Source organism: Streptomyces sp. NPDC007189 (genome assembly GCF_040703635.1).
Taxonomy (GTDB): Bacteria; Actinomycetota; Actinomycetes; order Streptomycetales; family Streptomycetaceae; genus Streptomyces.
The window spans coordinates 14,825-27,849 of sequence record NZ_JBEYEY010000007.1; the positions used below are offsets into that span (position 1 = coordinate 14,825).

11 protein-coding genes and 1 pseudogene are annotated in these 13,025 nt (G+C 72.7%); 5 read left to right on the forward strand and 7 right to left on the reverse strand.

Annotated elements, in window-relative coordinates; genetic code table 11:
• Positions 1-173 precede the first annotated feature (173 nt).
• On the reverse strand, positions 174-1,121 hold the full coding sequence (locus AB0950_RS16210; RefSeq protein ID WP_360152967.1) for an MIP/aquaporin family protein: 948 nt from the start codon (positions 1,119-1,121) through the stop codon (positions 174-176).
• Between the two features lie 120 nt (positions 1,122-1,241).
• Positions 1,242-1,907: an SDR family NAD(P)-dependent oxidoreductase gene (locus AB0950_RS16215; RefSeq protein ID WP_360152970.1), complete on the reverse strand. Its 666-nt coding sequence runs from the start codon at positions 1,905-1,907 to the stop codon at positions 1,242-1,244.
• Between the two features lie 214 nt (positions 1,908-2,121).
• On the opposite strand from AB0950_RS16215, the pseudogene ctaD reads away from it, so the two are divergent.
• Positions 2,122-3,783: pseudogene (gene ctaD / locus AB0950_RS16220) on the forward strand (cytochrome c oxidase subunit I); the annotation flags it as partial.
• Positions 3,784-3,866: 83 nt separating this feature from the next.
• Positions 3,867-4,196 (forward strand): cytochrome C oxidase subunit I, encoded by a 330-nt coding sequence (locus tag AB0950_RS16225; protein ID WP_360153716.1) that lies wholly within the window; start codon positions 3,867-3,869, stop codon positions 4,194-4,196.
• Positions 4,197-4,209: 13 nt separating this feature from the next.
• Here the strand turns inward: AB0950_RS16225 and AB0950_RS16230 are convergent, their stop codons facing one another.
• A complete protein-coding gene (locus AB0950_RS16230; RefSeq protein ID WP_366778873.1) occupies positions 4,210-4,893 on the reverse strand; it encodes a DUF6445 family protein in 684 nt (227 codons plus the stop codon).
• A gap of 314 nt (positions 4,894-5,207) precedes the next feature.
• Between AB0950_RS16230 and AB0950_RS16235 the strand changes: the two genes are divergently transcribed.
• A complete protein-coding gene (locus AB0950_RS16235; protein ID WP_360153722.1) occupies positions 5,208-5,948 on the forward strand; it encodes a DUF4142 domain-containing protein in 741 nt (246 codons plus the stop codon).
• A gap of 9 nt (positions 5,949-5,957) precedes the next feature.
• Here the strand turns inward: AB0950_RS16235 and AB0950_RS16240 are convergent, their stop codons facing one another.
• From AB0950_RS16240 to thrS, 3 genes are all read right to left on the reverse strand, one after another.
• Positions 5,958-7,616: a glycoside hydrolase family 13 protein gene (locus AB0950_RS16240; protein WP_360571716.1), complete on the reverse strand. Its 1,659-nt coding sequence runs from the start codon at positions 7,614-7,616 to the stop codon at positions 5,958-5,960.
• Between the two features lie 122 nt (positions 7,617-7,738).
• Complete coding sequence (locus tag AB0950_RS16245; protein ID WP_360152976.1) at positions 7,739-8,707, reverse strand: nucleoside hydrolase; 969 nt, start codon at positions 8,705-8,707, stop codon at positions 7,739-7,741.
• Positions 8,708-8,757: 50 nt separating this feature from the next.
• Positions 8,758-9,984 (reverse strand): threonine--tRNA ligase, encoded by a 1,227-nt coding sequence (gene thrS / locus AB0950_RS16250; protein ID WP_360152979.1) that lies wholly within the window; start codon positions 9,982-9,984, stop codon positions 8,758-8,760.
• Positions 9,985-10,409: 425 nt separating this feature from the next.
• Here thrS and AB0950_RS16255 point away from each other — a divergent pair, with 425 nt between their 5' ends.
• Entirely contained in the window at positions 10,410-11,384 is a 975-nt protein-coding gene (locus tag AB0950_RS16255; RefSeq protein WP_360152982.1) for a hypothetical protein, read from the forward strand.
• Positions 11,385-11,387: 3 nt separating this feature from the next.
• Here the strand turns inward: AB0950_RS16255 and AB0950_RS16260 are convergent, their stop codons facing one another.
• Entirely contained in the window at positions 11,388-12,731 is a 1,344-nt protein-coding gene (locus AB0950_RS16260) for a helix-turn-helix domain-containing protein (protein ID WP_360152985.1), read from the reverse strand.
• 163 nt (positions 12,732-12,894) lie between these two features.
• Here AB0950_RS16260 and AB0950_RS16265 point away from each other — a divergent pair, with 163 nt between their 5' ends.
• Complete coding sequence (locus AB0950_RS16265) at positions 12,895-13,017, forward strand: hypothetical protein (RefSeq protein WP_360571710.1); 123 nt, start codon at positions 12,895-12,897, stop codon at positions 13,015-13,017.
• The last annotated feature ends 8 nt before the right edge of the window (positions 13,018-13,025 follow it).

Below are 13,025 nucleotides of genomic sequence, written 5' to 3' on the forward strand. Positions count from 1 at the left end.
AGCGGTCCGATCCCACCGGCGGCAAATCGTTCCTGCACGCCGCCACCGGCAAGTCCAACGCCCCGCCCGCACCCCCGGTGGCGCTCCCGGAGCAGGGATCACACGCCGCACTGAAGGGTCGAACGCGCGTCCAGACCGCGTCCGTCGGCGCCGGCACGCCTCCGCGCGGCCGGCTACTCCTCGTCGGTGGTGCGTACCGGCGTCGCCCGCCCCGGCTCCCGCGGTTCGGCCGTCTCGGCGCGCAGCAGCAGGACGTCGCCGATGAAGAGGTCGTACACGAGGATCCCGACCACGGCGCCGATCAGCGGGCCGACGATCGGGATCCACCAGTAGCCGCTGTACACGCCGGACACGCTGCCGGGGAACGCCAGACTGTTCCAGCCGGCCGCGTAGGTGAACAGGCGCGGCCCGAAGTCACGGGCCGGGTTGATGGCGTAGCCCGCGTTCGCGCCGTAGGACATGCCCACGGCGGCGACGACGAAGCCCACGACCAGCGGCCCGAGGTTGGCCCTCACGGCCTGGTTGCGCAGGTCCAGGACGGCGGAGATCAGCATCAGCAGGAAGGCCGTGCCGACGATCTGGTCGACCAGGGGCCCCCACACGCCGCCGTGGAAGTACGCCGCCGGGAAGGTGGCGAAGATGGAGAAGGTGGCGTTCGTGTGGCCGTTCACCTTCGGCCCCGGCGCCGCGTGGTCGTAGGCGTGGATGGCGTCGTGGTAGACGAGGTACACGATCGCCGCGCCGGTGAGCGCGCCAGCGACCTGCGAGAACCAGTACGGCAGCACCTTGGCCCAGGAAAAGCCGCGCCGCACCGCCATGGCCAGGGTCACCGCCGGGTTGATGTGGGCCCCGCTGACGCCGCCGGCCACGTACACGCCGAAGACCACGGCGAACGCCCAGCCCCAGGTGACCAGCAGCCAGTCGCCGGCCGCCAGGAAGATGGTGGTCGGCGTCGCCGCGCGGCCGGAACCGGGCAGTGCGGCGACCGCCATGGCGACCACGCCGCAGCCGAAGGCGATGAGCACCAACGTCCCGAGGAACTCGGCGAGGCACTCGCCGAGCAGGCCTCCCCGGCTTCTCAGCCGGGACGGCTTGATGATCGGGGGGATGTCGACAGCCATGCGGGCCCCCTTGAAGAGAGCGATACGGCCAACGTCACCATCTTGGCCCACAAACCCCTGCACCGCAGGTTGACAGTGCCCGGTCAGCTGTCGGCAGGGCGGGCCGGGGCCGTCGCCGGCTCAGGCGTCGAGGTCGTCGGCGAAGTGCCGGAACCCGTGCCGGTCCCGGTGCAGCCCCCACAGGGTCTGAGCCAGCACGGCCGGGTCCTTGCGCGCGTGCCCCGGGGTGATCGCGCCCGGGATCACCAGCTGGGCGACGTGGATGCCCTCGCCCGCGAGGCGTTCGTGCAGCAGATGGCCGTACGCGCTCTCCGCGGCGAACGCGATGGACGTACCGGCCCGTTCGGTGTGCGGTACGACGGCGGTGCCGCCGTTGACGAACAGGATCGTGCCGCGCCCCAGCCGCCGCATCCCCGGCAGCACCTGCTGCACGGCGGCGACGGCCCCGTACACGGAGAACTCGATGGGCCCCACCAGGTCCCGGTGCCGGGTCTCCAGCACGGGCCGCATGAAGTCCCGGTGCGGCACCGGGCTGTACTGGAGCACCTCGACGGTGCCCAGTTCGTCCGCCGCCCGCGCCAGGGCGGCGGACAGCTCCTCCGGTCTGCGCACGTCGGCGGCGAAACCCCGCGCCCGCACGCCGTTGCCGTCGAGGTCGCGCACCAGCGCGTCCAGCCGCTCCCGGTCCCGGGCGAAGAGGGCGACGGCGAACCCCTCCCGCCCGAACCGCCGTGCGACGGCGGCTCCGAGACCCGGCCCGGCACCCACGATGGCGATGGTGGTCATGCCCTGCATCCGTACCGCGCACCGCGGCTGTCCACACACGCCGCCGAGCGTGCCGGACGGCGCGTGGCGCGAATGGGCCGTCCGGGTGCATCCGTCACCCGGACGGCCGCGCGTCGGCCGCTCAGCGCCGCCCGGACGCCCTCGCGCGGCAAATATGGCGGGTAGCCGACGTCATGGCGTGCGCGGACCGCGAGCAGCAGGAGACAGACGACTTGTGAGCATCCTCAACGAACCCCATGGTGCCGCCGCGGCCGCGGAGTCGTACGAGAGGGAGATCCCGCTCAGGGGCCGGGAGCCCGGCAACGTCGTGGTGAAATGGCTGACGACCACCGACCACAAGACGATCGGCACCCTGTATCTCGGCACGTCCTTCGCGTTCTTCCTGGTCGGCGGCCTGATGGCGCTGATCATGCGCGCCGAGCTGGCCCGGCCGGGCCTGCAGATCGTGTCCAAGGAGCAGTTCAACCAGCTGTTCACGATGCACGGCACCGTGATGCTGCTGATGTTCGCGACGCCGCTGTTCGCCGGTTTCACCAACTGGATCATGCCGCTGCAGATCGGCGCGCCCGACGTGGCCTTCCCGCGGCTGAACATGTTCGCCTACTGGCTGTACCTGTTCGGCTCGCTCATCGCCGTGGGCGGCTTCCTCACCCCCGACGGCGCGGCCGACTTCGGCTGGTTCGCCTACTCGCCGCTGACCGACGCGAAGTACTCCATCGGGCTGGGTCCGGACGTGTGGATCATGGGTCTGGCCTTCTCCGGCTTCGGCACGATCCTCGGCTCGGTCAACTTCATCACCACGATCATCTGCATGCGCGCTCCCGGTATGACCATGTTCCGCATGCCGATCTTCACCTGGAACGTGCTGCTGACCGCCGTGCTGGTCCTGCTGGCCTTCCCGGTCCTGGCGGCCGCGCTGTTCGCCCTGGAGGTGGACCGCCAGTTCGGCGCCCACGTCTTCGAGGCCGCGAACGGCGGACCACTGCTGTGGCAGCACCTCTTCTGGTTCTTCGGCCATCCAGAGGTGTACATCATCGCCCTGCCGTTCTTCGGCATCGTCAGCGAGATCATCCCGGTGTTCTCCCGCAAGCCCATGTTCGGCTACATGGGCCTGATCGCCGCCACCATCTCCATCGCGGGCCTGTCCGTGACGGTGTGGGCGCACCACATGTACGTCACCGGCGGTGTGCTGCTGCCGTTCTTCTCCTTCATGACCTTCCTGATCGCCGTCCCGACCGGGGTGAAGTTCTTCAACTGGATCGGCACCATGTGGAAGGGCAGCCTGTCGTTCGAGACGCCGATGCTGTGGGCGACCGGCTTCCTCGTCACGTTCCTCTTCGGCGGCCTGACCGGCGTCATCCTCGCGTCCCCGCCGATGGACTTCCACGTGTCCGACTCGTACTTCGTGGTGGCCCACTTCCACTACGTGGTCTTCGGCACGGTCGTCTTCGCGATGTTCGCGGGATTCCACTTCTGGTGGCCGAAGTTCACCGGCAAGATGCTGGACGAGCGCCTCGGCAAGATCACCTTCTGGACGCTGTTCGTCGGCTTCCACACCACGTTCCTGGTCCAGCACTGGCTGGGCGCCGAGGGCATGCCGCGCCGGTACGCCGACTACCTGGCCGCCGACGGCTTCACCGCCCTGAACACGCTGTCCACGATCGGCTCGTTCCTGCTCGGCCTGTCGATGCTGCCGTTCCTCTACAACGTGTGGAAGACCGGCAAGTACGGCACGCCGGTCGGCGTGGACGACCCCTGGGGCTACGGCCGCTCCCTGGAGTGGGCGACCTCCTGCCCGCCGCCGCGTCACAACTTCGTCACCCTGCCGCGGATCCGCAGCGAGTCCCCGGCGTTCGACCTGCACCACCCCGACATCGCCATGGGCGAGCACGCGCTGCAGTCCCCGGCGGGGATGCCCGACCGGAGCCAGGGGTGAGCGGTCCGCCCCGGCGCCTGCCCATGCAGGGGGCCGACGACGCGCTCGCCAACCAGGTCGAGGGCTATCTGCTGTGGCAGGCCCGGATCGCCGAGGCGGAGCAGCGGGCCCGGGAGTTCACCGGCCCGCTGGAGTGGCTGACGACCGCCCAGCGCGAGGAGATCGAGCGCCGCTACACCGCCGACAGCCTGGCCCGGGCCCGCGCCGACCTGGAGCGCATCGCGGCCCGCTGCGTGTCCCTGCGCGCCGAGTACGAACACCGCTACCAGGACCTCAAACGCCGCTGCCTGGCCGTCACCCTCGCCGTCTGCGCGCTGTGCGCGGCCCTGGCGGGGCTCCTGCTGCTCCTGTGACCCGGCCGGCGGCTCACGCCATCCAGAAGAAGACCGCCGTCATCCGCTTCTCCTCCAGCGTCGTGCCGTGGTACGCCGTCGCGCTGTGCACCAGGTTGGCGTTGTAGAGGAGCAGGCGGTTGTACCGGTGGGGGACGCGGACGTCCTCCTCGAAGTGGTCGGCGGGCACGAAGCGGGTGCCGAGGGCCTCGACAAGGTTGTTGTGCGGGGCCTGGACGATGTTGCCGCCGAGCCGGCCGCCCGGCAGGGACTGGCGGTAGAAGGCGGTGCCGCAGGCCTTGGGCACGTGGGGGCTGAGGTAGAGCACCGCCGCGTACCGGCACAGGGCGCGGGAGTCGGTGTGCGGGCGGGGCTCGCTCTCGCCCTCGCCGACCACCTGGACGCAGTTGTGGTTGAGGGTGCCGCCGCCGGGCGCCTGCTGCACCCACAGCTCCTTCGCCCCGGTCGCCTTCTTCACCAGCCGTTCGATGACGGCGAGTTCACCGGGCTCGAGTCCCGGCATGGCGCGCAGGCCGGGCCAGGTCTCGGAAGTGTACGGGTAGCCCTCGACCCAGTCGTCCTTGGCCAGGCACCGCTCCCGTACGGCGTCGACGTCGGGCAGGGCGTCGTCGATGACCCAGTAGTCGCGGCCCTTCGTGGGCTTGCGGTAGGGCAGGACGGGGAGGGCGGCGGCGCCCGGGGGGCGGGACGCGGGCATGCCGGATGCGGGCATGCGGGACGGCGGCTGTGGGGGCATGCGGCGAATCTAGGTCCGCGCTTGGTCCGCCTTCTCCCGGAGATCGGTCAACGTTTCACCAACCGTTTGTCATGCACACCAATGCATGGCAATCGCCGGTGGAGTTCCGGCCCGCGCCACGGACGCACTTTTTACCCGCGCCACCGATACGAATCGCCCCCGCGTCCGTATTCCTGTGCGTCCGAACCGCCCGGAGCCGCCGTCGCCCTGGGTGGATCCACGACCGGGCAGGAGGCACGGTGCGCTTTTCGCGGAACGCGACGGGAACTCTCTTCGTGGGCGGTGCGATGGCCATGACGCTCGCGGCCCTCGCCTACCCGAGCATGCTCGGCCTGAGCAAGGCCACGACCGCCCAGGACCGTGTCATCGCCACCACCCAGTGGGGGCCGCTCACCGAGCAGGACCGGGACTTCGTGGTGAAGGTGCGGGCGGCCGGTCTGTGGGAGTACCCGGTGGGGCAGATGGGGCTGCAGAAGGGCACCACGCCGGGCGTCATCACGGCCAGCAAGCACCTGATCGACGGGCACGCCGCGCTGGACACCACCTGCCGCAAGATCGCCCCGCTGCTGAACATCACCCTGCCCAACCTGGCGAGTCCCCAGCAGCAGGGCTTCGTCAGCCAGTTGAAGGCGGACAGCGGGAAGAAGTTCGACACCGACTTCGCCAACATCCTGCGGATGACGCACGGCGCGATCTTCAACGCCATCGCGAAGATCCGCTCCACCACCAAGAACTCGCTGGTGCGCGCCCTCGCCGACCAGGCCAACGACACCGTGCTCGACCACATGACGGTGATGGAGAAGACCGGTCTGGTCGACTTCGACCAGACCCTCTTCCAGCAGACGACCCCGCCGAAGCTGCCCGCCTCCGACCTGACCCCGCCGCCCCCGGCCGCCGGCCAGCCGCAGGTGGTGCTCACGCCGCCGCCGACCGCCACTGCGACGCCGGTCGACATCAGCGGGCTGACCGGCGGCAACGCGTCGGCGGGGCCGAGCCCGAGCCCGACGGTGCGCTGAGCGGGCCGCTCAGCCGAGCCAGACCGTGGTGTCCGGCGGCAGGGTCCGGGCGTCGGGCAGGGGCGTGCTGGCCAGCAGCAGCTCGCCCGGCGGCAGCGGTACGGGCCCGCCGCCGAGGTTGGTCACGCACCGCCAGCCCTCGCGGCGGGTGAAGTCCAGCACGCCGGTGGGGCTGTCGGCCGCCCAGGTCAGCGTCTCGCCCTCGAGCAGCTTGCGGCGCAGCCGCAGGGCGGTGCGGTACAGCTCCAGGGTCGAGCCCTCGGCGCCCGCCTGGGCCTCGACGGCGTACCGGGCGAAGGAGGACGGCTGGGGCAGCCACGCCGCGCCGGGTCCGAAGCCGTACGACGGTCCGCTCGTCGTCCACGGCAGCGGCACCCGGCAGCCGTCGCGGCCCTTGCGGACATGGCCGGTCTGCTCCCAGATCGGGTCCTGCAGGACCTCGGTGGGCAGGTCGGCGACCTCGGGCAGCCCGAGTTCCTCGCCCTGGTAGAGGTACGCCGATCCGGGCAGCGCCAGCATGAGCAGGGTCGCGGCGCGGGCCCGGCGCAGCCCGGCCGCGGTGTCCAGCGCGGGCGCGGTGCCGCCGGAGATCAGCCAGGCCTCCGGGTCGGTGCCGGGCGGCAGCATCAGCCGGGAGGCGTGGCGTACGACGTCGTGGTTGGACAGCACCCAGGTGGCGGTGGCGCCGGCGGTCCGGGCGGTGGCCAGCTCGTCGGTGATGACGCGGCGCAGCTCCTCCGCGTCCCAGCCGGTCTCCAGGTACTCGAAGTTGAAGGCCTGGCCGAGTTCGTCGGGGCGCGCGTACAGGGCGCGGCGGGCGCCCGGGACCCAGGCCTCGGCGACCGCCGTGCGCGGCGGGCTGTAGGCGTCGAACACCTTGCGCCAGTCCCGGTAGATCTCGTGGACCTCGTCGCGGTCCCAGTAGGGGTGGCTGCCGGGCGGCAGGAGCGGCAGGGCCGCCTCGCCGGTCGCGCCGATGCTCCCGATGTCCCGCAGCGGCTCGGCGAGGTCCTTGGCGAGGCCGTGGGCGACGTCGACGCGGAAGCCGTCCACGCCCCGGTCGGACCAGAAGCGCAGGGTGGTGCGGAAGTCGGCGCGGACCTGCTCGTGGTCCCAGTCGAGGTCGGGCTGTTCGGGGGCGAACAGGTGCAGGTACCACTCGCCGTCCGCGGTGCGGGTCCAGGCGCTGCCGCCGAAGACGGACGGCCAGTCGGTGGGCGGGAGTTCGCCGTGCGCGCCCCGGCCGGGGCGGAAGACGTAGCGCTCGCGGGCCGGGGAGCCGGGCCCGGAGCGCAGGGCCTCCTGGAACCAGGGGTGCAGGTGCGAGGTGTGGTTGGGGACGATGTCGACGACGACCTTCAAGCCGAGCCGGTGGGCCTCGGCGACCAGGGCGTCGAAGTCGTCCAGGGTGCCGAGGCGGGGGTCGACGTCCCGGTGGTCGGCGACGTCGTAGCCGCCGTCGGCCAGTTCGGAGGGGTAGAACGGGCTCAGCCACAGGGCGTCGACGCCGAGCGCGGCGAGGTGGTCGAGGCGGCGCGTGACACCGCGCAGATCACCGAGCCCGTCTCCGTCGGCGTCGGCGAAGCTGCGCGGATAGACCTGGTAGATGACGGCCTGGCGCCACCAGTCGGGGTTCTTGGAGGAGAGGTCCGGGAAGCGGTCTGCCATGCGGGCTCCCTTCGAGGGTGGACGACGGTACAGGAAATCTGTCCCCATTGCCCGGAAAAAGAACCCTTGCGCCTCCGGCGGTTCGGCGCGAAGAAGTTCGCTCCCCCGGCTGACCCGGACCGCTACGGCCGCTCCACCGTCTCCAGGTACAGCTTCACGTAGCGCTCCACGTCCACCTCCAACGCCACGTCCACCAGGGCCTGTTCGCGTGCGCCCTCGTGGATCTCCGACTCGCCGGGGCGGGGGCGGCGGTCGACCAGGGTCTGGCCCCGGGTGGGGCCGGGGGCGAGGGCGACCTCGACCGGGAGGAGCCGGGTGCTGATGCCCTGCGGGTCGATGACCGCGCACACCGCGCCCGCGTCGCCGAGGCCGCCCGCCTCCTCGGCCTCAGGGGCCTCGCCCTGGAAGGTCGGCCGGTGGGAGAGGAGTTCGCCGGCCAGGCGGGTGCCGGGATCGCCGCTCGCGCGCATCCGGTGGACGTCGGCGGCGGGCACGACGACCTGCATGAAGACGTCGAGGCCGTACATCGTGACCGGCACCCCGGCGGTGAGCAGGACCGCCGCCGCCTCCGGATCGTGCCAGACGTTGAACTCGGCGACCGGCGTGGCGTTGCCGGTGGCCACCGCGCCGCCCATGAACACGATCCGCTCGATGTTGCCGGTCACCTCCGGATGGGTGCGCAGCAGCAGGGCGATGTTCGTCAGGGGCGCGGTGGGGATCAGCGTGACCGGGCGCGGGGAGGCCAGGATCTCGCGCCGCAGGAGCGTGACGGCGTCCACGTCGGCCGGGGTCCGGGCCGGCGCGGGCAGGCCCAGGTCGCCCATGCCGTCGGAGCCGTGCACGTGCCGCGCCGAGCGCGCCGGCTCGATCAGCGGGCGGGCGGCGCCCCGGCCCACCGGGATGTCCGGGGCGCCCGCCTGCTCCAGCACGGTCAGGGTGTTGCGGACCACGCCGTCGACGTCCGTGTTCCCGGCGACGCAGGTCACCGCCCGCAGGTCGAGGCCCGGGTGGCGCACGGCCAGCAGCAGCGCGAGGGCGTCGTCGACGCCGGTGTCGCAGTCGATGATCACGGGGATGGGCTGACCGGTCACTGCGGGCTCCTTCCGTCACGCCGACCTTAGATCAGGACGGATCGGTACGGTCACTCCCACAGGGCGGTACCGCGCGCCCGCACCCGGTCGGCGATCCGGCCCAGCAGCTCGGGCACCGGCAGCTCCCCGGGCCGCCCGCCGCCACGCAGCCGTACGGCCGCCCGCCCGGCCCCGGCCTCCCGCGCGCCGATCACCGCCTGGTACGGCACCAGGCGTGCGGCGCGGATCCGGGCACCGAGGGTGCCCTCGGCGGGACCGGCGAGTTCGGCACGCAGGCCCAGCGCCACGGCCTCCCGCACGACCTTCGCCGCCCGCTCCTCCTGCTCCTCGGAGACCGGCAGCACCACCAGCTGAACGGGCGCCAGCCAGGCCGGGAAGGCGCCCGCATGCGCCTCGATCAGGTGGGCGACGGCCCGCTCCACGCTGCCGATGATGCTGCGGTGCACCATCACCGGGCGGTGCCGGGCGCCGTCCGCGCCGATGTAGTGCAGGTCGAAGCGGGCCGGCTGGTGGAAGTCGATCTGCACGGTGGACAGGGTGGACTCGCGCCCGGCCGGGTCGGCGATCTGCACGTCGATCTTCGGCCCGTAGAAGGCCGCCTCGCCCTCCGCCTCCTCGTAGCGGATGCCCGACTCGTCCAGCACCTGCCGCAGCAGTTCGGTGGCCCGGCGCCACAGCTCCGGGTCGGCGACGTACTTGCCGCCTTCGCCGGGCAGCGACAGCCGGTGCCGTACGGCCTCGATGCCCAGGTCGGCGTAGGCGCGGGCGATCAGCTCCAGCGCGGCGCGGGCCTCCTCGACCGCCTGGTCGAGGGTGCAGAAGATGTGCGCGTCGTTGAGCTGGATGGCGCGCACGCGGGTCAGCCCGCCGAGGACGCCGGAGAGTTCGGCGCGGTGCATGCCTCCCAACTCGGCGATCCTGAGCGGCAGTTCACGGTAACTGTGGGGGCGGGACCGGTAGATCAGCGCGTGGTGGGGGCACAGGCTCGGGCGCAGCACGACCTCCTCGGCGCCGAGCTTCATCGGCGGGTACATGTCGTCGCTGTAGTGGTCCCAGTGCCCGGAGATCTCGTACAGCTCCCGTTTGCCGAGCGCGGGCGAGTACACGTGCCGGTACCCGGCCAGGCGTTCGGCCTCCCGGATGTACTCCTCCAGGGTGTGCCGTACGACCGCGCCGTCGGGCAGCCAGTACGGCAGACCGGCGCCGATCAGCGGGTCGGTGTCGAAGAGGCCGAGTTCACGGCCGAGGCGGCGGTGGTCGGGGATCCGGTCGTTCATGGGGGTTCCTCCGCGGGTCCGGTGGGCGGGGCGAGGAACCGGGAGAACACGGCAACGCCGAAGCCCCGGGGCGCTCGCCCCGGGGCTTCGATGCTGGTCATCTGTCAGCGCGCCGGGACGGTCTCCGGCGTCGTCGTGCTCTTCGGGCACTGCGGGGCGCGCTGCATGCGGCGAGGGTAGCAGGCAGCGAAGCCGCCGCTCGAGCGCATTACGCCGAGCCACCCGGGCGGGCCGGGCCGGCCGCCGTTCACACCGGTCCGGCAGGTGTTTCACCCGGTTTCGGGGGGCCGGTCACCCGGACGGACGGGAGCGCTGGTGAGGCGGTCGGGGCGGTGGTGCCGTGAGATCAGGGACCACCGGCAGGTGCCCCCACCGGCAGTCACTCGCCGGCAGCCCCACCGGCCCCGAGCACTCAGGAGGCACCGATGACCCCCGCGATACGCCCGCGCGACCCCCGTGCCTCCAAACTCCACGGCGACCACGGCGACCACGCGGATCGTGACCAGCACGGCGGTCACGGTGACAGCGCCCCAGGCACCCGGAGCACGCCCCGTGTCCCGTGGAACCCGTACGGCCCGGGCCTGCGACAGAGCCGCCTGCCCGGTCTGCCCCTGCTCGCCCGTCTCGCCGATCTCCCCCGCGGTGTCGTGCTCTCCCTCATAGCCGTCGGTCTCGTCCTCGCCGGCGGCTGCGCGGCCCTGGGGCTGAAACAGCAGGAGACCGCGACGCCGCCGATGCCGACGATCGACAAGCCGTCGAAGGCGCCGAAGACCTCGCCCCGGCCCGACGGTTCCACGCTCACCGACGAGCAGGCCCAGGCCGCGCTGCTCACCCAGACCGACCTCGGCGCCCCCTGGACGGCGACCCAGGGCGCGGCCACCTGGCGGGACCAGCTGCTGAAGGCGACCACCTCGGCCGGCGACTGCCAGCGGCTGCTGGACGCCCTCTACACCGACGAGATCCTCGGCGGCCCCGCCCGCGCCGCCGTCGGCCTGGACGACGCCGACACGGGCGCCCAGCTGCGCTACCAGATCGCCGCCCGCCGCCCCGCCGACGTCGACGCCGCACTGGCGTGGCTCGGCACGATGCCGGCGCGGTGCGCGCGGTTCACGGCCACCACGCAGACCGGGATCCAGGAGGACGTCCAGGTCAGCGACGCCCCGCTGCCACAGGTCGGGGACAAGCGCCAGGGCCTGCGGATCAGCCTCGCCGCCACCGACTCCGACGACCGCCACGCCGTGCTCACCCTGGACGTGGCCGCCGTCCGCGTCGGCCAGGACGCGTTCGCCCTCACCAACGGCGGCCTGCACGACGTGCCGAACGACGCGACCCAGGCCGCGGTCCAGGTCGGCGCCCTGCGCCTGGCGGACACCCGCAAGCAGGGGAGGGTGCAGGTGTGAGCGTCACAGCGGGGGCTGTGCCGGGGCCGGGCCCAGGGTCGTCGTACCCGGCGCCGTGCGGTGGCCGAGACCGGTGCGGTAGGCGTCCAGGGCGGCCTCCACGCGGCCGGTGCGGCGGAACAGGTCGCCGAGGAGGCGGCACAGGTCGGCCAGGTCGCCCGCCGCGCCCGCGCGTTCCAGGAGGCTGAGCGCGCGGACGTAGTGCTCCTCGGCGGCCTCGGTGTCCCGGGCGTCCTCGGCGATGATGCCGAGCAGCCGGTGGGCCGCGGCGGCGTGCACCGCGCCGCGCTCGGAGGAGAAGTCGCCGAGGACGCCCTGCAGGAGGACGGCGGACTCCTCGGACTTGCCGCGCCGGTGCAGCACGTCGGCGAGTTCCACGGCGGCTTGGCTGCGGTACAGGGCGGCCCGGCTCTCCGCGAGCATGGCGTGCGCCTGGCGCAACTCCGCCTCCGCGCGCTCCAGTTCACCGTTCTGCACGCAGACGTACCCGCGCATCCAGTGGCAGTTGGCCAGCTCGGTGCGCAGCCGCAGCCGGCCGTACAGCTCGGCCGCCTTGGCGAGGGAGGCGTCGGCCTCGGCGACCCGGCCCTCGGCGATCAGGGTGCGGGCCACCGAGCGGTGCATCCGGGCGATCAGCGCGGGGTCGCCGGCCTGCGGGGCGAGCGCGAGCGCGAACTCGGCGGCCTGGGCGGCCCGGGCGTGCGCGCCCATGTCCATGTACGGGCCGATGATGCCGGCGTAGAGCAGGAGCAGGGCGTCGGGGTCGTGCAGGCCGCCCCGGTTCAGCTCGTCGAGGGCGGACTCCAGGAGGTAGACGGCGTACCGGAGTTCGCCGGCCAGGTAGTGCGCGACCGCGCGGCCCCGCACGGCCGGGACGCGCACCGGCAGCGACTCGTCCGCCAGGTGCCGCTCGGCCCGTTCGAAGAACTCCCGCGCCCGCTCCAGCTCCCCGGTCTCCAGGGCGCATTCGCCGAGCCCGAGCAGCGCGGTCGCCTGCTCGCGGCCCAGGGCGTGGGTCTCGGCCCGGGCCAGCAGTGCCGCGTACTGGACGGCGGCCTCCTCGGCCCGTCCGTCGGCGAGGATGCGCTGGGCCTCGGTGAGCGCCAGCCTCAGGTCGGTGGCGAGGTGGGCGGGCCGGCCGACGGCCAGCTCCTCGAAGGCCACGCCGAGCCGGCCGGCGATGTGCCGCAGCGCCTCGTCGGAGGCCCGCACCCGGCCCGCTTCCAGGGTGGAGATGTAGGCGGGCGTGTAGGCGGGCTCCGCGAGCTGCCGCTGGGTGAGTCCCCGCTCGGTGCGCAGCTGCTGCACGCGCTGCCCTATGACCACCGGGTCGTCCCGCTCCGGCATCCCCCGCACCCCCAACTCCCCTGGTGCCTCTTGCCGTTGGCACCGCTCAGCCCCTAGGTTAAACGGCAGATTAAGTGTGCTTAATACGTCGCTGTTGTGTTGCGAGGTCGCCGTGCCGGGACGTACAACCGCACCCTACGGAAACACCACCGTACGCAGAGCCGTGGCCGCAGCGGTGATAGCCGCGTCGGCCCTGATCCTCGCGGCGAACGCGGGCCCGGCCCACGCGGCGAACCCCGGCCGGGGCGTCCAGACCCAGCAGGCGGCGCCTGTGCAGCACGATTAGGGACGACG